This is a genomic window from Arthrobacter humicola, assembly GCF_022803015.1.
In the GTDB taxonomy this organism is placed as follows: Bacteria; Actinomycetota; Actinomycetes; order Actinomycetales; family Micrococcaceae; genus Arthrobacter; species Arthrobacter humicola_A.
Genome location: NZ_JAFKON010000002.1, coordinates 54768 through 74275, shown reverse-complemented (window position 1 = coordinate 74275; position 19508 = coordinate 54768). Strand labels below are relative to the sequence as shown.

Genomic DNA, 19508 nt, shown 5'->3' with positions numbered 1-19508 from the left:
GCCGCCGCCCCTGCCAGACCAACTTGAGCATCCTTGCTTGAGCTTCCATGAGCCGTGCGCCCACGGTGAGCCCCAGGAGACAACGACGTGTCCACTGAAACGATCATTCCCGCCGATTCCACCTCCCCGGCTGAGGCAGTAGCCGTGCTCAGCGACGAGGAAATCTTCGCATCCCACGAGGGCGGCAAGCTGTCGATTTCCAGCACCGTCCCGCTTGCCAGCAAGCGCGACCTCTCCATCGCCTACACACCTGGTGTCGCCCAGGTCAGCCGCGCCATCCACGCCAACCCGGAGCTCGCCAAGACGCTCACGTGGGCCCAGCGCCTCGTGGTGGTGGTCAGCGACGGCACGGCCGTGCTGGGGCTGGGCAACATCGGCGCCAGCGCCTCGCTGCCCGTGATGGAGGGCAAGTCCGCGCTGTTCAAGGCCTTTGGCGAACTCGACTCCATCCCGCTGGTCCTCAACACCACGAACGTCGACGAAATCATCGAGACTCTTGTCCGGCTGCGCCCCAGTTTCGGCGCCGTCAACCTTGAGGACATCGCCGCGCCCCGCTGCTTCGAGCTCGAGGAGAAACTCATCGAGGCGCTGGACTGCCCGGTCATGCACGATGACCAGCACGGCACCGCCGTCGTAGTCCTCGCCGCCCTGACCAACGCCGCCAAGGTGACCGGCCGGACCCTCGACAGCCTGCGTGTGGTGGTCTCCGGCGCCGGGGCCGCCGGGATCGCGGTCGCCGAAATCCTGCTGACGGCCGGGATCGGCGACGTCGTCCTCCTGGACTCCCGCGGCACCATCAACAAGGACCGCGCGGACATCGCCGCCGATCCGGCCAGCAAGAAGGCCCAGCTCGCCGCCCGCAGCAACCCGCGTGGCGTGACAGGCGGCCCGGGGGAGGCGCTGCTCGGCGCCGACGTGTTCGTCGGGGTCTCCTCTTCGAAGCTGGACGAGGAGCACCTCAAGCTGATGAACCACAGCTCGATCGTGTTTGCCCTGTCCAACCCGGACCCGGAGGTCCTGCCGGAGGTCGCGAGCAAGTACGCGGCCGTCGTCGCCACCGGACGCAGCGACTTCCCGAACCAGATCAACAATGTCCTGGCCTTCCCCGGCATCTTCCGCGGCGCCCTCGACGCCGGCGCCCGCCGGATCACGCCGGCCATGAAGCTCGCCGCGGCCCGGGCCATCGCGGAACTGGCCGAGGATGACCTTTCGGCGGACTACATCGTGCCCAGCCCGCTGGATCCGCGCGTGGCCCCGGCTGTCTCCGCGGCAGTCGCCGCGGCAGTGGCCGCCGAGTAGCCGGACCGCGTCAGAAAACATCCGACACCGGACGACGACGGCGGCGCTTCCCTAGGGGGAGCGTCGCCGCTGTCGTTCGGCGGGAAACCACCAGCACTCCGTCCGGGATCCGGAAAACTCGAGCCGGAGGGCCAGCTCTGTCCGGAATGGGACACCGGCAGAATAGACGTGGCCGACGGCATCAAGTCGCTGGAAATCACCGCCCCGGACGGTCTGGAGATCATTGCCGTCTGCGTCAAGGCCGGCTCGGCCAAGCAGGGCCTCGGTGCTCAGATCGACTACTTCTATTCCAGCCAGCTGTCCGTGACAATCTCGCACTACTCGGGCAAGGACATCTCGCACTACTCCGTCATGTACGGGAGCCGTCCGGAAGTTAGGCGCCGGCATTCCCGGGCCCGGGGCCGTCAACGGCAGCCCCGGGACCGGCCATAGACTGGTGCGATGAACCCCGAGATTGTCGTGACAGTGCTCTGCGGCCTCGCCATCGTGGTGGGCGTTGCCGGGACGATCATTCCCGTTCTGCCCGGCAGCATCCTGATTGGGGCGAGCCTGCTGGCCTGGGCTCTGTGGGGCGGCGCCGGGACCACCGGTTGGGTGGTCTTCGGGATCGGGATGCTTTTCGTTCTGGCCGGCATGGCCGCCAGCACCGTCCTGACCGGCCGGAAGCTCAAGGAGCACAGCATCCCGAGCCGTTCCGTGGTGGTGGGCCTCGTGCTGGGCGTGGCCGGCATGTTCGTCATCCCCGTGGTGGGGCTCTTTGTGGGCTTCGCCGCCGGGCTCCTGCTCAGCGAGCTGCAGCGGACCCGTGTGTTCGGCACCGCAGTGGCCTCGAGCTGGGCCGCGCTGAAGGCCACGGGCCTGGGCATGATCGTGGAATTCGGCCTCGCGTGCCTCGCCGCGAGCACCTGGGTGATCGGCCTCTGGGTGGCCTCGGCGGCCTAGCAGCGGCCTGCCGGAGCCTACTACCATGGGGGAATGAGCGCCGGACTTGGCGAATCCGCCCCCCAAATTCCCGACGGCCGCATTCCCGCTGGCCAGCTTGCTGACGGCGAAAGTCCCGACGGCCAGCGCAGGCCGTACACGGACACCCGCGACCTGACGCCGTTCCGCAAGGTAGTGGTACGGACACCCGTCCGCGGCCTGGCCGGCACCGTGGGCGGCGCGGTGGCCGGACTCATGGCGGGCCGGGCACCCGGGACGCTGGCCGCCGAAGGCGGGGTGCCCCGGCTGGGCAGGGTAGGGGGCCGGACCTCCGCCAAGAGGATGAAGGCCGTGCACTCCGCCGTCTTCGGCAGCACCGATCCTGACCGCCTGATAACCCTGGCCCGTTCCTACCCCGGCTGGGCAGGGGTGTGCTATCTCATGGCCGGGCTGCTGGCGTACGCCCACGGCGGGCACCTGCGCGCGTCCGAACTCCTGCAGCACGGCCTGAGACTGCGGAACGACGAGGACGCCAACCGCTACGCCGGCGAATACCTGGCCGGCGTGGTCACCAGGGTGGAGGTGGCCGAGCGGATTGAGGTTCCGGTGCTCTTCTCCGAGGAGGCCGTGTTCCTGGCGCTGTCCCATTCCCTGCGCGAGACCGGCCAGACGGAGGCGGCGCTGGCGGCGCTGGCCGGCCTGCCGCCGTCGTTGCCGCTCGCCCTGGCGCGCTGTTCGCTGGAGGCCGAGCTGGGACGCGACGTCGACGTGGTGGCAGAGACCGAGGGCCTGCTGAACGCGGATGATCTGTCCGCGGCCCTGCTGCTGGTGCGTGCCCGGTCGCTGCGCAGGCTCGGCGCCTACACCGCATCCCGGTCTGCCCTGCAGGAAGTCCTGCGGCGCCGGAAGACTGACTTCACCCTCCGCAGCGACGCGCTGACGGACACCGCCCTGCTCCTCCTCGAGGCGGGCCGCAAAACCCTCGGCGGCCGGGACTGGCAGCGCCACAAACCTGCACAGCTGGAGGCCGTGAAAGCCATCCGCAAAGACGCCGAAATGCACGAACTCTGGGACCGCGAATACGGGCGCGCTGACGACGACTGACAGGCTTCCACGCCCGATCGCGGCCAAATCCACGTATCCACTACTCTTGCGGGCCCCTGGGGCGCGGAGTACAAACGAGGCATGAGAGATGCGGTGGAGCGCTGGATGCAGCACTACATCACGGCGTGGACGACGAACGATCCGGAGGACATCCGGGCGCTGTTTACCGAAGACGCCATCTATGCGACCAGCCCCCAGGAAGCCGAACCGTGGCAGGGCCGGGACGATATCGTGGAGCACTGGCTTGCCGGGCGTGATGAGCCGGATGACTGGATGTTTGAATGGAAGCTGCTGGGGGTCGACGGCGGCCGGGCGTTTGTGCAGGGCCTGACGACGTACCGCGGCAACAGCCGGAGCTATGACAACTTGTGGGTCATCCAACTGACCGCGGACGGCCGCGCGTCGTCCTTCACCGAGTGGTACATGCAGCGCAAGTAGCCCCAGGGCGGATTCGCGCCCTCACCCGTGCGTCATGGCTGCGCTGAGGGCGGGCACAATCTGCTCGGCGAGCAGCAAGGCGCCCAGGGCCAGCATGATGATCCCGCTGGCCAGCGTCACTTGGCGCGCTGCGCCCGGCCTGGCCTGCAGCAGTTTCCGCGCCAGGAGTGCCACACAGCTGTAGATGACGCCCACGAGCAGGATGAAGGTCAGCCCGAGCAGACCCGACTGGACCGGGACCGGCCACGCGGCGTCAGGGCTGACGAACTGCGGCACCAGGGCCACGAAGAACAGCAGGCCCTTGGGGTTGATTCCGCTGATGCCCATGCCCTGGAGGAAAACCCGGAACTGGCTCGCGGGTGTGGCGGCACCGGGAGCAGCGGTGCCGGTGCTGAAGCTCGCCCCGCGCCAGGACCGCAGGGTGCTGAAGCCCAGCCACAGCAGGTAGAGGGCGCCCGCCGCGGTCAGCCAGCCCAGCACGCCGGGCATCCCGGCGAGCAGTGCCGCCAGGCCCAGCACCAGCAGCGCCGTGTGGAGGGCGTAGCCCCCGCAAAGACCGGCGACGGCGGGCGCGAAGCTGCGCTGCCGGAGCCCGGCCGCGATCGAATAGGCCCAGTCGACGCCGGGGGTGCATGCCAGGGCGACGGCGACAACCAGGAAGGCGAGGAAAAGCTGGGGGTTCATGGCGGGCTCCAGGATTGCGGCACCCCGTGGCGGGTACAAGAAAAACTCTAGGCAAATTCGGCCCGGAAGTGCTCGCTTATTTACTGAAGAATCGCCGCTTTTGGGTAAGATAATTGCGTGATTGACGCCATTGACAGAAGTATTTTGCGCTACCTCAAATCGGACGGCCGGATGACTGCCACGGCCCTGGCGGCCAAGGTGGGGTTGACCGTGGCTCCGTGCCATCGCCGGCTGCGGGATCTGGAGGCCGCCGGGATCATCCGGGGCTACCGGGCGGATATTGATCCGGCCGCGGTGGGGCTCGGTTTCGAGGCGATCGTGTTCGTGACCCTGCGCCAGGTGGACCGTTCCACCATGGAGATCTTCGAGAGCCGGGTGGCCGGCAATCCCAACATCGTCGAGGCCCAGCGGCTCTTCGGGTCGCCGGACTACCTGCTCAAGGTCATCGCGGAGGACCTGCCGTCCTACCAGCGTTTCTACGACAGTGAACTGACCTCGCTGCCCGGCGTCGAGCGCCTGACGTCAACGCTGGTCATGAAGAACCTGAAGGCCAATGCCGGGCCGCCGGTCTAAACGCGGCCGCCTGCTCAGGCGCCGAGCAGTCCCGTGGTCCGGTAGGGAATGACCTCGCGCAGGAACATGCTCGTTGAGGTCCGGACGATTCCGGGGCACAGCCGGATTTCCTCGGACACGCGGTAGAGATCGTCCGGGCTCTTGGCCACCACCCGGATCAGGAGATCGGTATCGCCGGCCGGGGCATGGCATTCGAGCACTTCCGGGATGTTGCGCAGGGCGGCGATTGCCTCGTTGAGGTGGCTCTGGTCCAGTTCCGCGCTGACCGCGGCCGCCACGCCGCGGCCCAGGGCGGACGGCAGCACCCGGCTGCTGTTCGGCCGGAGCGCGCCCGACGCCGACATCCGCTCCAGGCGGGACTGGACGGTGCCGCGGGCCAGGCCCAGCTTTTGCGCCAGCACCATGACCGGCACGCGGGGATCTTCGTCCAGCGCGGCGAGGATCCGCCGGTCCGTCGCGTCGAGCTCCTGCAAAATGACTACTTCCTGTTCGCGGCCCGGGCTGTGGTTGATCAGATTGACTACTCTGGGGCCGGTCCGTTGCATCAACTGTAGGGCTTCTGCTCAAATAGTGACAACAAGGGGACGAGGCCACCGCCACGATCCCGAAGGCTACGGACATCCCGGCACACCACCCGGACCCCGAACGAGGCTCCCGCAAGGAACCAGCCGCTGATTGACTCTTGTTCACGCATCGTCTTTCCGCACAACGCACTCGCGGCAAGAGCCCCTGAGCCACCGACGTCGGATTTCCCGAAGTCATCGGTAGCTGAGGGGCTCTTGTGCTGCTCCGCATAGGCTAGTCACATGACCTCAGCTGGCCGCTTCGCCCCCAGTCCCTCCGGCGAACTGCATGTGGGCAACCTCCGGACGGCCATCCTGGCATGGCTGTTCGCCCGGTCCGGGGGGCGGCGGTTCCTGTTGCGGGTGGAGGACCTGGACCGTGCCCGGGCCGGCGCCGAGGCCGAACAACTCCGCGACCTGGCGGCGATCGGCGTGAGCTGGGACGGCGGCGTCGTGCGCCAGACGGAGCGTGAGCACCTGTATGACGGGGCGATCGCGGAGTTGACGGCGGCCGGCCTGACCTATGAGTGCTTCTGTACCCGCCGCGGAATCCAGGAGGCCCCCTCGGCACCGCACGCTCCGCTGGGCGCCTACCCGGGAACGTGCCGGAACCTCAGCGGCGCCGAGCGCGAGGCCAAGCGGGCCGCCCGGCCGCCGGCTGTCCGGCTCCGCTCCACCGTGGCCGAGGCGACGGTGTGGGACGTGCTCCACGGCAGTTACACCGGGGTGGTCGACGACTTCGTGCTCCGGCGCAACGACGGCGTGACCGCCTACAACCTGGCCGTGGTGGTGGACGACGCCGCGCAGGGCATCGACCAGGTGGTCCGCGGCGATGACCTGCTGCCGTCCACGCCGCGCCAGGCATATTTGGCCTCGCTGCTCAATATGCCTGTTCCGGAATATGCGCATGTGCCGCTGGTACTGAACGCCGACGGTGCCAGGCTGGCCAAGCGCGACGGCGCCGTCACGCTCGCCGACCTGGCGTTGGCCGGGGTGGGCGCGGACCAGGTCCGGGACACTTTGCTGGACTCCCTTGGCCTCCCGCCGGGCCGCCTCGACGATGTCCTCGCCGCCTTCGACCCGGCCGCCCTGCCCCGCGAGCCCTGGGTGTGGCCCGGGGTGCCGGGAGCGCACAAGGGGGCGCATCCGGGAACCGGCCTGCGGGCAGGGACGGACAGCCGCGGCGCGTAGGCTGGATTCATGACCGAGCCCGCACACCCCCAGCCCCGCTTCACTGTCGAGACAGCCAAGGTCCTGGCCGAGGTGGCCCACAACCGCCAGAAGGACAAGCTCAAGCGGCCATACCGGGAGCATGTGCTCGCCGTCGGGGACGCCCTGGCGGACTTCGACGACGACATCCGGATCGCCGGGTACCTCCACGACATCGCGGAGGATACCCCGATGACGCGGCAGGCGCTGCTGGACATGGGGGTCTCCGAGCGTGCCGCGGACATCATCGAACGGGTCACGAAGCGCCTGCATGAGAATCCGGACGACTACCAGGCCGGCATCCGGTACATCGCCGAGGACCACGACGCCACGCTCGTGAAGATTGCCGACAACGCGCACAATTCGCTGCCCGAACGGGTCAAGGCGCTGGCCGAAAAGTGGCCGGACAAGCCCCCGGTCACCCGCTATGATGATGCCCGCCCGGTGCTCTACGCCGCCGTTCCTGTCGAGGAAACCCGGAAAATCCTGGCCCGGATCAATCCCTGGCTGTTGAACGAACTCGACGACATGCTCGACGAGGCGGACGACACGGACTACGAGTTCCTCTCCTATGACGTCCCCGCAGCAGACACGGCAGCAGACGCTGCAGCAGCAGACGCGGAAGCTGCGCCGGGCGATGCTCCGGCCGGCGACACCGGGTCCGCACGGGACTGAGCATGCGCGCCTACGTCCTCACACGCTACGGCGGCCCGGACGCCATGGAACTCCGGGATGTTCCGGTTCCCCAGCCCGGCCCGGGCGACGTCCGGATCAAGGTCGCCGCGGCCGGGCTGAACCCGGTGGACTTCAAGTTCCGCCGGGGCGCGCTGCGGCCCATCAGCCATGTCCGACTGCCGATCGTTGCCGGCTGTGAACTCGCCGGGACGGTGGAAGCAATCGGACCTGGGCCCAACCGCTTTTCCATCGGCGACCGCGTCTACGCCCGGGTGGACAAGGCCAGGCTTGGAGCCTTCGCCGAGCTGGTGTGCGTGCAGCAGGAATTGGTGGCCGCCATGCCGGCGTCGCTCGGATTCGCCGAGGCCGCAGGACTGCCGCTGGCCGGGCTCACGGCGCTGCAGGCCCTCCGCGATGAACTTGCCGTGGGCCGCGGCACCCGGCTCTTCATCTCCGGCGGCGCCGGCGGGGTGGGAACACTCGCCATCCAGCTCGCCAGGTATCTCGGCGCCCAGGTCACCACCACGGCATCGGTCCGCGGCGAGGTGCTGGTGCGCCGGCTGGGGGCGGACGCCGTCATCGACTACAACCGGGATGACTTCTCCGCGGTACTGCACGGGTTCGACGCGGTCCTGGACCTGGTCGGCGGCGTGACCCTCAGGGATTCCTTCCGCATTCTTCGGCCCGGCGGCAGGGTGGTATCCATTGCTGGCGTTCCCGAGCCGCTCACCGCGACGAAAGACCTCGGCTCGCCGCCGATGATCACCGCCGCGTTCTGGCTGATGAGCATGGGCATCCGCCGCCGCGCCCGCAAGGCGAAAGCCAGCTACCGTTACCTGTTCATGCACCCCAGCGGGGATGATTTGCGCACCCTGGCGGCCCTCGTCGACGCCGGCCACGTGCAGCCGGTCATGGACCGCACCTACCCGTGCGCGGAAATTGGGGGAGCCTTCGCCGCGCTCGAACAGGGCCACGCCAAGGGCAAGATCGTCGTCACCCTCTAGCGGCTCCCGGCTGGCGGGCCCGCCACAGCAGGCCGATGTAGACCAGGTCAAAGACGCTGCAGAGCACCCCCACGCCCAGGATCAGGGGCGAGTTGCCGTACCAGCCCAGCGCGATCGTAGGCGCGAGGGTACCGACCCACTTGGCCACGGCGATCAGCAGGGTCTGGCCGCGGGTGCCGGCCCGGGCGGCGAACATGGCGATGAACAACCCGGACATCAGCAGATTCTGCAGGAACGCCGCGTAGCGGGCCGCGTCGTCCCAGCCGAACTGGACGACGAACAGCAGCTGTACCGCGAAGGACGTGACGCCCAGCAGGAGCGCCCAGCCGATAAACAGCCGCCGCGTCACCCAGGCCGGCAGCTCGGAGCGGCCGAACTTCAGGAAGGTGTACACAATCACGACGTCGGCCAGGCCCCACGCGATATTGAAGACCCCCTGGGCGGTGATTCCCGTCGCGATGGAGCGCGTGGCGTAGATGGCCTCCCAGGCGAAATTCAGGGCCAGCGCGGCGGCCGGGATCGCGTAGCTCCGGTCCTTGAAGCCGATCCGGATGGCATCGACGTAGACCACGGTCCAGGCCAGGCCGCTCACAACCGTAAGAAACAGGATCACGGTCCCTCCTCGCATGCGCAGGCGTCAATTTGTGCCGACACAGCGAGCATATCGATGGCTGGCAGAGGCCGCTCAGCGGAAGGTCAGGGAGCAGCAGACGGCCCCGTTGCAGCGTGGCCGCAACCTTTGAAGTTCTAGGCTTGCGGCCAGGACGAAGACGTCTGTTTCCCATGAGGAGTAACCATGACTGTTTATGTCCAGCCCGGCCAAGAAGGATCCAAGGTCCAGTTTAAGGACCGCTACGAGAACTGGATCGGCGGCGAATGGGTGGCTCCTACTACCGGCCAATACATCGAGAACGTCTCCCCGGTGAACGGCAAGCAATTCACTGAGGTGGCCCGAGGCGCAGCCGCCGACGTTGAGCTGGCGCTTGATGCCGCCCATAAAGCCGCTCCCTCCTGGGGCAAGGCCTCGGCCACCGAGCGCGCCGCCGTCCTGAACAAGATCGCCGACCGCATCGATGCGAACCTGGAGATGCTCGCCGTCGCCGAATCCTGGGACAACGGCAAGCCGATCCGCGAAACCCTCAACGCGGACATCCCGCTCGCGGCGGACCACTTCCGCTACTTCGCCTCCGCCATCCGGGCCCAGGAGGGCAGGCTGTCCCAGCTCGACGACGACACCACGGCCTACCACTTCCACGAACCGCTCGGCGTCGTGGGCCAGATCATTCCCTGGAACTTCCCGATCCTGATGGCCGTCTGGAAAATGGCTCCGGCCCTGGCCGCCGGCAATGCCGTCGTCCTCAAGCCCGCGTCTAATACCCCGGCCTCCATCCTGGTGCTGGCCGAGCTCATCGCGGACCTGCTGCCCGCCGGTGTCCTCAATGTGGTCAACGGCTTCGGCGTCGAGGCCGGCAAGCCGCTGGCCTCCAGCCCGCGTATCCGCAAGATCGCCTTCACCGGCGAAACCTCCACCGGACGGCTGATCAGCCAGTACGCCAGCCAGAACCTGATTCCGGTCACGCTGGAGCTCGGCGGCAAGAGCCCGAACATCTTCTTCAACGACGTCGCCGACACCAACGATGCCTTCTACGACAAGGCCCTCGAGGGCTTCACCCTGTATGCCTTCAACCAGGGCGAAGTCTGCAGCAGTCCGTCGCGCGCCCTCGTCCAGGACGGCATTTACGATTCCTTCATGGCCGACGCCGTGGCCCGCACGCAGCAGATCATCCAGGGCAACCCGCTGGACACCACCACCCAGATCGGTGCCCAGGCGTCTGTAGGCCAGATGGAGAAGATCCTCTCCTACATCGACATCGGGCTCCAGGAGGGCGCCAGGATCCTCGCCGGCGGGAACCAGGCACAGCTCGACGGAGACCTGGCCGGTGGCTTCTACGTCCAGCCGACCATCTTCGAGGGCAACAACAAGATGCGGATTTTCCAGGAGGAAATCTTCGGTCCTGTCGTGTCGGTGGCGCGGTTCAGCAACTACAACGACGCCATCAGTATCGCCAACGACACGCTCTACGGCCTCGGCGCCGGCGTCTGGTCCCGCAACGGAAACGTCGCCTACCGCGCCGGCCGTGAGATCCAGGCCGGCCGAGTGTGGGTCAACAACTACCACGCCTACCCCGCCGGTGCCGCGTTCGGCGGGTACAAGTCCTCCGGCATCGGCCGCGAGAACCACGCCATGATGCTGGACCACTACCAGCAGACCAAGAACCTGCTGGTCAGTCACTCAGAGAACAAGCTCGGCTTCTTCTAAAGCCGATCAAGGGCCGGCCGCTACAGCGGCGGGCCCTTGACGCACCCTTTCAACGACGGCACCACGAAGGACTCACAAATGACGAGAATGTTGATTATTGGCCCGCCCGGATCCGGCAAAGGCACCCAGGCGGAACGGATTTCCGAGCGCCTCGGCGTCGTTGCGATCTCCACCGGCGACATCTTCCGAGCCAACGTCAAAGGCGGAACGCCGCTGGGGCTGGAAGCAAAGCAGTACATCGACAACGGCGACTTCGTCCCGGACAGCGTGACCAACAAGATGGTGCGGGACAGGCTGCTGCAGGAAGACGCCACGTCGGGCTTCCTGCTGGACGGCTACCCGCGCACCACATGCCAGGTTGACGAGCTGGACGACATTCTGGCGTCCGGAGACCGGGTTCTTGACGTCGTCCTGCAGTTGACTGCCGACGACGAGGAACTGGTCTCCCGTCTCCTGCACCGTGCCAAGGAAACCGGGCGGAGCGACGACAACGAGGCCGTGATCCGCCACCGGCTGGACCTGTACCACGGGCAGACGGAAGCTGTGGTGGCGAAGTATGCCGAGCGCGGCATACTGGCCCCAGTTAACGGCTTGGGCGGGATCGACGACGTCACAAACAGGGTGATACGGAGCCTGGAACATCCCGTTCAGACCTCCGTCATGAGCGGACGCTAGCACTGACGACGACGACGACGGCGCCGCCCACCAAAGTGGGGGGCGCCGCCGTCGTATTTGCGCGGGGATGGCCCGGTCTACTGACTCATTTCTTCAGTGACTGGGCGATCTGGGTCATGACCGTGTTGTCTGCCAGGGTGGTCGCGTCGCCAACTTCGCGGCCTTCGGCGACGTCCTTGAGCAGGCGGCGCATGATTTTGCCGGACCGGGTTTTGGGCAGTTCCGGGACCACGAGGATGATCTTGGGCTTGGCGATCGGGCCGATTTCCTTCCCCACGTGGTTGCGGAGCTCCTGGACGGTCGCGTCGCCGGTGTCCGTGGCGTCGGCGCGGAGGATCACGAAGGCGACGACGGCCTGGCCGGTGGTCTCGTCCGCGGCTCCGACGACGGCGGCTTCCGCCACCGCGGGGTGGGAGACGAGGGCGGATTCGATTTCGGCGGTGGAGAGGCGGTGGCCGGAAATGTTCATCACGTCATCGACGCGGCCCAGCAGCCAGAAGTCGCCGTCCTCGTCTTTCTTGGCGCCGTCGCCGGCGAAGTACATGGTCTCGAAGCGGGACCAGTACGTGTCCTTGAACCGCTCCGGGTCGCCCCAGATCCCGCGCAGCATGGCAGGCCAGGGTTCGCGGATCACCAGGAAGCCGCCGTGGCCGTTGGGTACGGATTCGCCGAGTTCGTCCACGACGTCCACGGCGATGCCCGGCAGCGCGACCTGGGCCGAGCCGGGCTTGGTGGCCGTGACGCCGGGCAGCGGGGCGATCATCTGCGCCCCGGTCTCGGTCTGCCACCAGGTGTCCACGATCGGCGCGGGGTGCTCCTTGCGTTCGCCGTTCTTGCCGGCGTTGCCGCCGATGTTCTCGCGGTACCACATCCAGGCTTCGGGGTTGATGGGTTCGCCGACGGAACCGAGGACACGGATCGAGGAGAGGTCGGACTTGGCCGGGATGTCCTTGCCCCACTTCATGAAGGTGCGGATCGCGGTGGGGGCGGTGTAGAGGATGGAGACCTTGTACTTCTCCACGATTTCCCACCAGCGGCCCTGGTGCGGGGAATCCGGGGTGCCCTCATACATGACCTGGGTGGCGCCGTTGATCAGCGGGGCATAGGCGACGTAGGAGTGCCCGGTGATCCAGCCGACGTCCGCGGTGCACCAGTAGACGTCGGTCTCCGGGTGGAGGTCAAAGACCGCCTTGTGCGTGTAGGCGCCCTGGGTGAGGTAGCCGCCGGTCGTGTGCAGGATGCCCTTGGGCTTGCCCGTCGTGCCGGAGGTGTAGAGGATGAAGAGCGGGTGTTCGGCGTCGTGCCCGACGGCGGTGTGCTCGGCGGACGCGGCGCCGACGGTGTCGGCCCACCAGTGGTCCCGGCCCTCGTGCCAGTCCACATCCGCCCCGTTGCGCTTGACCACCACGACGTTCTGCACGGTGTGTCCGGTGCCGTCTCCCTCGTGGGACAACGCGTCGTCGACGGCCGGCTTCAGCGCGCTGGGCTTGCCGCGGCGGTAGGTGCCGTCGGCCGTGACCACGAGCTTGGCCTCGGCGTCGTCGATCCGGGAGCGCAGGGCTTCGGCGGAGAAGCCGCCGAAGACCACGGAGTGGATCGCGCCGATCCGGGCGCAGGCCAGCAGGGTGATGACGGCCTCGGGGATCATGGGCAGGTACACGGCCACGCGGTCGCCCTTGGCCACGCCGAGGGACTCGAACGCGTTCGCGGCCTTCTTCACTTCCTCGGTCAGCTGCGCGTAGGTGTAGGTGCGGGTGTCGCCGGGCTCGCCCTCGAAGTAGATGGCCACCCGGTCCCCGTTGCCGGCCTCGACGTGCCGGTCCAGGGCGTTGTAGGCCGCGTTGACCTCGCCGCCGACGAACCACTTCGCGAACGGCGGATCGGACCAGTCCAGCGCCTGGGTGAAGTCCCTGGACCAGCTCAGCAGCTCCCGGGCCTGCTTCGCCCAGAACGCGGGACGGTCGGCGTCGGCCTCGGCGTAGTCGGCGGCGGTGACCACTGCGTTCGCGGCGAACTCGGCGGACGGCGCGAAACGGCGGTTCTCCTGCGACAGGTTTTCGAAGGCATCGCCCTGGGTCATCTGCGTGGCCATGGAGCCGGGTGGTACCGCGGTGCGGGCGTTGGACATGGGAAACCCCTGTTCTTTCTTACATATTCTGCAGTGAAAATTGCGTGTGTGCGGCAGCGGCGTATCCCCAGGGTGCCTGGGGATACGCCGCTGCCGCAGCCAGCCGGGTTGATCAGTACTTGTTGATCAGTACTTGATGACCACGCGGCCGTCGATCTTGGCATGCTTCATTTCGTCGAGGACAGCATTCACTTCGGAGAGCTCCCTCGTGGAGACCGTGGGGTGGATCTTGCCCTGGGCGTAGAAGTCGAGTGCTTCTTCCAGGTCCTGCCGGGTTCCGACAATTGAGCCGCGGACCGTCAGGCCCTTGAGCACAATCTCGAAGATCGGCGCCGGGAAGTCCCCCGGCGGCAGCCCGTTGAAAACGATCGTTCCGCCGCGCCGGGCCATCCCGATGGCCTGCCCGAACGCTGACGGGTGCACTGCCGTGACCAGGACTCCATGACATCCTCCGGTATCGCGCTGGATAACTTCGACGGGGTCTTCGTGCAGGGCGTTGACGGTCAGTTCGGCGCCGTGCTTCTTGGCCAGGGCCAACTTGTCATCGGCAATGTCCACCGCAGCGACCCGCAGCCCCATGGCGACGGCGTACTGGACAGCGATGTGCCCGAGTCCGCCGATCCCGGAGATGGTGACCCACTGGCCCGGCTTGGCCTCGGTCATCTTCAGGCCCTTGTAGACGGTCACGCCGGCGCAGAGCACGGGTGCGATTTCCACCGGGTCCGATCCGGCCGGAATGCGGGCGGCAAACCGGCTGGCGACCAGCATGTACTCGCCGAAGGAGCCGTCGACGCTGTAACCGGCGTTCTGCTGCGCCTCGCACAGGGTTTCCCAGCCAGTGCGGCAGTACTGGCAGTCGCCGCAAGCGGACCAGAGCCACGCGTTGCCGACCAAATCGCCGATGGCCAGATCGGTGACGCCTTCGCCGAGGGCGACGACCTCGCCCACGCCTTCGTGGCCGGGAATGAAGGGCGGTGACGGCTTGACCGGCCAGTCTCCCTCCGCGGCGTGCAGGTCGGTGTGGCATACGCCGGTGGTGAGGACCTTGACCAGGGCCTCTCCGCGTCCCGGCACGGGAACGGGCAGGTCCTGGATCTGAAGATCCTTGCCGAATTCGGTAACTACAGCTGCTCTCATCGTCGTCATTGTCGATATTCCTTCGTCGTTTGTAGCCGCAGCAAATAATGCGCAGGCATGAGTTTGAACGTCACTCCAGAAGCCGGGCGTGATGCCCGTTGTCCGCCGAAAGCCTCACCGGGGGTGCGGGTGAGGCCCGCGGATTGTCAGGGTGTGGATAACCCAACCATCGCTGGCACTTGTGCTGAGCAGGATGATGGCCGCTGCCTAAAGCCTAGGGAAGGGAGGGTTGCGACGAGGTTGCAGTCTTGTGAGTCAGGTCACCTTGGCTGGTGAGTTCCGAGTTCGGCTTCCAGGCGCTCGATGTCGGCCACCACCCCAGCTCTCTTAGGGGAGCGGGGCGGCAGCAGCTTCAGCGCCGCCATCCGGACGGCAATGTCATCGCTCGCTTCGGGAAGTTCCGCATACTGGAGCAGGGCTTCCGCGCTGCCGTCCGTTAGGACCGCCTCCCGAAGGAGTGTGGAGACGCGCCTGCGCAGCGTCACCACACCCGGAGCCTCGGAGCGAGGCAACACCGGTCCGCGATAAATCTCCAGGGCGACTCGGTGTGCCCCGCGCTGGAGGCAACTGAGAACCTGTCCGGCGTCCGGCAGCACGTCCACGATGAGTCTGTAGGGCCGGGATTCCGGTACGGCGGCAGGATTGAACTGCTGCAGGACTTTTCTCAACCGGACCATCTCCGCCCGAAGTGTCATGGCTGGGACTTCCCCGAACAGCATGCCGCCCAGCTCTTCGCCGCTGAGACCATCCGGATGGATGCTCAGCAGGGCCAGAATCTCACTGTGCCGTGGAGACAGCGATACTGTTCTTCCTTCGATGCTGAGCAGCGCGTGGTCGCGGCCGAGCAGTTGCAGGCTGTTGCGATAGAGGCTCCGGGCCGGGCTGCCGGGAACGGTTCTGGGCCTTGCGGCGGACGCGGGCTCTCGCCGCCGTGCGAGCCGGTCGCGTTGCGCAGCGGCCAGCAGGAGACGCTCCACGCGCAGCTGCGCCTGCGCGGCCGCGACCGCAGCCTCTACGAGGGAAAGCGTGTGCGGGGCGACTGCCATCTCGGTGCCGGTGATATCCAGGACTCCGATCACGGCACCGGTGTCTGGATCACGGAACGGCACGGCCGTGCAGCTCCACGCGTGAACAGCCCGGTTGAAATGCTCGGGACCGGAGACCTGGAGGCTGCGGCCCAGCGCCAGGGCGGTTCCAGGAGCGCTCGTGCCCACGCTGGCCTCGGACCAGTCCGCGCCCTCAACGAACATCATGCCCTCGGCACGCCGGCGCAGGGCAGCGTCCCCGTCGACCCACAGGAGCCGGCCCAGCTCATCCCCGACAGCCACGAGCAACCCTTGGTCGGAACTGGGCTGAATCAGCAGCTTGTTAATCACCGGCATGATCGACGCCAGCGGATGGCCGCGACGGTACTCCTCAAGGGCTTCTCCATCGAGGAGTACCGAGGACGGCGGCATGTCAGGGTTGGCCTGCAGCCGGAGCGAACGCTTCCAGGATTCTTCAATGATTCTGCGAAGCGGACCCGTCCCGGACCTGATGCTGAGCTGCATCGATGCTGTGACACGCCTGGCAGCAGATTGCGCCGGCTCGGTCGCCGGGTTTGGGGATAGCAACCGGGGACTACGCACGGTGGCTCCAGTGTCGACAAACAGAAGTGGGGTCCAAGTGGCCCCAATCACAAGGATACCGCCGCTGTATGCCTTGATCGCGGCCTGGCCCCATCACAAACTGCTGGCGGAGCCCATCTAGACGCGTCCCAGGGCGTCGATGTCCTCGAGGAACTGCTGGTGCACTTCATCGCTGACCGTTGTCCGGGTGTCCGCGATCGCGTCGAGATAGTCCTGGGTCGAGGGGCCCTTCCGGACCGCCTCGCGGACTGAGGCGCTGCCGCTGGACGCCGCGCCGCCGTCGTCGTACACCGCCTTTTCCAGTGCCCGCTGGGAGGCGCTGCGGGCCGCGTATTCGATGTCCGCGGGGGAGAAGCCCTCGGTACGGTCCACCAGGAGCTCGACGTCGACGTCGTCCACCACGGCAACGGGGATGAAGCGCTGCCACATGGCCTCCCGGGCCTGCCGGTCCGGCAGGCCGATCGGGATGACGTAATCGAACCGGCCGTGCCGCAGGAACGCCGAATCCAGGGCGCGGATGAAGTTGGTGGCGCAGACCAGGAGCCGGCCGGGCTGCTCGCGGAAGGCCGGGATGATCTTCAGGAGCTCGTTCGTGACGCCCTGCAGGGGAGAGGGCGGTTCGCCCGAGCGCTGCGCGGCGATCTCCTCGACCTCGTCGATGAAGACCACCGCGTGCTCCAGTTCGGCGATTTCCAGGAACGTCTCGCGCAGCGCCCCGGCCAGCCCCTTCGGATCGGCGGCCAGCCGGGAGGGGAAGACCTCCACGAACGGCCACTCCAGCCGGGACGCGATCGCCTTCGCAAACGTCGTCTTGCCGGTACCGGGAGGGCCGAAAAGGACCACGGCGCGCGGCGGCACCACACCGTATTCGTCGGCGAGGTCGGCCTCCGCGAGCGGAAGGACCAGCCGGCGCTCCAGGAGTTCCTTTTCGAGGCGCATGCCTGCGACGTTCTCCCACAGGTCACGGGCCAGGATGCGGCCGCCAAGCAGGCTGAGGGGTTCCAGTTCCTGGCGCTGGACCGGGATCTTCCGTTCGAAGTAGCGCAGGTTCTTCTTCAGCGCGAAGCCGCGGCCCAGGAACGCCTCCACCCGGGTTTCGGATTCCGGCATCAGGGCCGAGAGCTTGTTGAGCCCGTGCGGTGCCATCCGGTTCTCGACCGCGGCCAGCAGCGAGGTGCCGATCCCGCGGCCCCGGAATTCGGGCAACGTGGCCAGGAAGACGATCCAGCCCTGGTCGTGGGCGGCCCGTCCGACGGCGGCGCCCACCACCTGCTCGCCCTGCACCGCGACGACGGCGTGGTCCTTCTCGCAGGAGGCGAGCACCTCCGAGAGCGCGTAGACGGGCTCGACGTTTGATTCCTTGAGGGACTCCCAGAGGTGCAGGATCCCGTCAAGATCGGCCGAATGGAAATCCCTGATCCGCCAATTGGTCATGAGCTGTCTCCCGGGTGGTTCGTCGCTGAGCCATGTTGAGTCTGTCCGCTGAGCATATGCGAACCACGTGCAGGAGAGGTTGCGGGGACGTTGCGTTACGCGGAGGCGGACTGCCGGGATGTTACTCCGAATCCCCGCCGGTCCCACGCACGGGTCGGTTGGCCACGAGCGGATACGGGCCGGTGAACCCGTCGCGGACGGCGGCGATCTCCAGGATGCGGTGCCGGCAGAGGCGCCAGCCGAGCATCAGCAGCGGGATGATGACCGCGAGGGAGGCGATGGTCCACGTTCCGACTGGCGAGTCGAAGGCCATGAGGACCAGCACCGCCAGGAGGAAGGCCAGGGTGATCCAGCCCGTGACGGGTGCGCCCGGCATACGAAACGCGGGCCGGAGCAGTTCTCCGCGGGCTGCGAGCCGGGCGAGCTGCATCTGGCAGAGGACGATCATGGCCCAGGTGCTGATGATGCCCAGCGATGCGACGTTCAGGACGATCTCGAAGGCCTCGGCCGGGACCACGGCGTTCAGGATCACGCCCAGGACAGCCACTGCGGCAGTGAGGGCGATGCCGCCGTAGGGGACGCCGGACTTATTCATCCGGCCGGCGAATTTCGGCGCGGAACCGGAAATGGACATCGAGCGCATGATCCGGCCGGTGGAGTAAAGGCCTGCGTTGAGCGAGGACAGCGCCGCGGTGAGGACCACGAGGTTCATGATGGCGTCCACGCCGTCGACCCCGATGGAGCCGAAGAATGTCACGAAGGGGCTTTCGCCGGCCTTGTAGGAGCTGTAGGGCAGCAGCAGGGAGAGCAGCACGAGCGAGCCGACGTAAAACACCGCGATGCGCACGATCACCGTGTTGATGGCCCGCGGCATGATCTTTTCGGGGTTTTCGGTCTCGCCGGCGGCGGTGCCGATCAGTTCGATCGAGGCGTAGGCGAACACGACGCCCTGCATCACCACGATGGCCGGCAGCAGGCCGTTGGGGAACATGCCCCCGTTGTCCGCGATGAGGCTGAAGCCGACCTCCTGGCCGGCCACGGGCGTGCCGAAGATGACGAAGTAGATGCCGACGAGCAGGAAGGACACGAGCGCCACGACCTTGATGAGCGCGAACCAGAATTCCAGCTCGCCGAACACCTTGACGCTGATCAGGTTCAGACCCAGGACCAGGATCAGGGCGGCCAGCGCCCAGGCCCACTGCGGCACGTCCGCGATGGGCGCCCAGTACTTCTTGAAGAAGTTCATGTACAGCGCAACGGCGGTGATGTCCACGATCGCGGTCATGGCCCAGTTCAGCCAGTACAGCCAGCCGGTGACGAACGCGGCCTTCTCGCCGAAGAATTCGCGGGCGTAGGACACGAACGAGCCGGACGAGGGCCGGTGCATCACGAGTTCGCCGAGCGCGCGCAGGATCATGAAGGCGAAGAACCCGCAGACGGCGTAGCTGATGATCAGGGCCGGCCCGGCGCTGGCGAGCCGGCCGCCGGCGCCCATGAACAGGCCGGTGCCGATGGCGCCGCCGATCGCGATCATCTGGACCTGCCGGGGTTTCAGGCCCTTGTGGTAGCCCTGGTCCTCGGCGTGGAGCGCGGCCCCCGAGGCGTGGGCATGAGCCGGAATGGTGTGGTCGGTGACGGCGGATTGTTGCTGGGTCTGCTGTTGAGCGGGCAGTTTTTGGGCGCGGGCAGTGTCAGGAGAAGTCATGGGGGTCCTTC

The 19508-nt window shown here is 67.2% G+C and carries 19 protein-coding genes; 11 read left to right on the top strand and 8 right to left on the bottom strand.

The genetic code is table 11. From position 1 onward, the window contains the following. Positions 1-105: 105 nt before the first annotated feature. The 5 genes from ARTB_RS05310 (at position 106) to ARTB_RS05290 (ending at position 3762) form a co-directional block, all read left to right on the top strand. Complete coding sequence (locus tag ARTB_RS05310; RefSeq protein ID WP_439954098.1) at positions 106-1299, top strand: NAD(P)-dependent malic enzyme; 1194 nt, start codon at positions 106-108, stop codon at positions 1297-1299. Between the two features lie 168 nt (positions 1300-1467). Beyond that, entirely contained in the window at positions 1468-1731 is a 264-nt protein-coding gene (locus ARTB_RS05305) for a hypothetical protein (protein ID WP_243178056.1), read from the top strand. 9 nt (positions 1732-1740) lie between these two features. After that, on the top strand, positions 1741-2241 hold the full coding sequence (locus tag ARTB_RS05300) for a DUF456 domain-containing protein (protein WP_243178055.1): 501 nt from the start codon (positions 1741-1743) through the stop codon (positions 2239-2241). A 33-nt stretch (positions 2242-2274) separates the two neighbouring features. Continuing rightward, positions 2275-3324: a hypothetical protein gene (locus ARTB_RS05295; RefSeq protein ID WP_243178054.1), complete on the top strand. Its 1050-nt coding sequence runs from the start codon at positions 2275-2277 to the stop codon at positions 3322-3324. Between the two features lie 81 nt (positions 3325-3405). Next, on the top strand, positions 3406-3762 hold the full coding sequence (locus ARTB_RS05290; protein ID WP_028277562.1) for a nuclear transport factor 2 family protein: 357 nt from the start codon (positions 3406-3408) through the stop codon (positions 3760-3762). 21 nt (positions 3763-3783) lie between these two features. Here the strand turns inward: ARTB_RS05290 and ARTB_RS05285 are convergent, their stop codons facing one another. After that, positions 3784-4446 (bottom strand): LysE family translocator, encoded by a 663-nt coding sequence (locus tag ARTB_RS05285; RefSeq protein ID WP_028277561.1) that lies wholly within the window; start codon positions 4444-4446, stop codon positions 3784-3786. Between the two features lie 117 nt (positions 4447-4563). Between ARTB_RS05285 and ARTB_RS05280 the strand changes: the two genes are divergently transcribed. Further along, on the top strand, positions 4564-5019 hold the full coding sequence (locus ARTB_RS05280; protein ID WP_079555658.1) for an Lrp/AsnC family transcriptional regulator: 456 nt from the start codon (positions 4564-4566) through the stop codon (positions 5017-5019). A gap of 14 nt (positions 5020-5033) precedes the next feature. Here the strand turns inward: ARTB_RS05280 and ARTB_RS05275 are convergent, their stop codons facing one another. Continuing rightward, complete coding sequence (locus ARTB_RS05275) at positions 5034-5492, bottom strand: Lrp/AsnC family transcriptional regulator (protein WP_176803545.1); 459 nt, start codon at positions 5490-5492, stop codon at positions 5034-5036. 333 nt (positions 5493-5825) lie between these two features. Between ARTB_RS05275 and gluQRS the strand changes: the two genes are divergently transcribed. Genes gluQRS through ARTB_RS05260 form a run of 3 tightly spaced genes read left to right on the top strand, consistent with a single transcriptional unit; the run spans position 5826 to position 8470 of the window. After that, entirely contained in the window at positions 5826-6773 is a 948-nt protein-coding gene (gene gluQRS, locus ARTB_RS05270; RefSeq protein ID WP_243178053.1) for a tRNA glutamyl-Q(34) synthetase GluQRS, read from the top strand. A 9-nt stretch (positions 6774-6782) separates the two neighbouring features. Further along, entirely contained in the window at positions 6783-7466 is a 684-nt protein-coding gene (locus ARTB_RS05265; RefSeq protein WP_243178052.1) for an HD domain-containing protein, read from the top strand. 2 nt (positions 7467-7468) lie between these two features. Continuing rightward, positions 7469-8470 carry an NADP-dependent oxidoreductase gene (locus ARTB_RS05260; RefSeq protein WP_243178051.1) on the top strand — a complete coding sequence of 334 codons (1002 nt, stop codon included), beginning with the start codon at positions 7469-7471 and terminating at the stop codon, positions 8468-8470. Here ARTB_RS05260 and ARTB_RS05255 read toward each other — a convergent pair. After that, positions 8460-9083: a transmembrane-type terpene cyclase gene (locus ARTB_RS05255; RefSeq protein ID WP_243178050.1), complete on the bottom strand. Its 624-nt coding sequence runs from the start codon at positions 9081-9083 to the stop codon at positions 8460-8462. The two genes, ARTB_RS05260 and ARTB_RS05255, sit on opposite strands and share 11 nt — an antisense overlap. Before the next feature lie 183 nt (positions 9084-9266). Here ARTB_RS05255 and exaC point away from each other — a divergent pair, with 183 nt between their 5' ends. Both exaC and ARTB_RS05245 read left to right on the top strand, forming a co-directional pair. Further along, positions 9267-10790: an acetaldehyde dehydrogenase ExaC gene (gene exaC, locus ARTB_RS05250; RefSeq protein WP_243178049.1), complete on the top strand. Its 1524-nt coding sequence runs from the start codon at positions 9267-9269 to the stop codon at positions 10788-10790. An 87-nt stretch (positions 10791-10877) separates the two neighbouring features. After that, positions 10878-11465, top strand: coding sequence for an adenylate kinase (locus tag ARTB_RS05245; RefSeq protein ID WP_243178392.1), 588 nt, complete (start codon positions 10878-10880; stop codon positions 11463-11465). Between the two features lie 85 nt (positions 11466-11550). Here ARTB_RS05245 and acs read toward each other — a convergent pair whose 3' ends face one another. The 5 genes from acs to ARTB_RS05220 all read right to left on the bottom strand — a co-directional run bounded on the left by acs (position 11551) and on the right by ARTB_RS05220 (position 19497). Further along, positions 11551-13557: an acetate--CoA ligase gene (gene acs, locus ARTB_RS05240; protein ID WP_439954097.1), complete on the bottom strand. Its 2007-nt coding sequence runs from the start codon at positions 13555-13557 to the stop codon at positions 11551-11553. Between the two features lie 162 nt (positions 13558-13719). Beyond that, on the bottom strand, positions 13720-14730 hold the full coding sequence (gene adhP, locus ARTB_RS05235) for an alcohol dehydrogenase AdhP (protein ID WP_243178389.1): 1011 nt from the start codon (positions 14728-14730) through the stop codon (positions 13720-13722). A gap of 260 nt (positions 14731-14990) precedes the next feature. Next, on the bottom strand, positions 14991-16280 hold the full coding sequence (locus ARTB_RS05230) for a GAF domain-containing protein (RefSeq protein WP_243178047.1): 1290 nt from the start codon (positions 16278-16280) through the stop codon (positions 14991-14993). 195 nt (positions 16281-16475) lie between these two features. Further along, on the bottom strand, positions 16476-17792 hold the full coding sequence (locus ARTB_RS05225) for an ATP-binding protein (protein WP_243178046.1): 1317 nt from the start codon (positions 17790-17792) through the stop codon (positions 16476-16478). Between the two features lie 121 nt (positions 17793-17913). Next, the gene (locus tag ARTB_RS05220; protein WP_243178045.1) at positions 17914-19497 is read right to left on the bottom strand and encodes an amino acid permease; all 1584 of its coding nucleotides are present in this window, start codon (positions 19495-19497) and stop codon (positions 17914-17916) included. Positions 19498-19508: the final 11 nt, after the last annotated feature.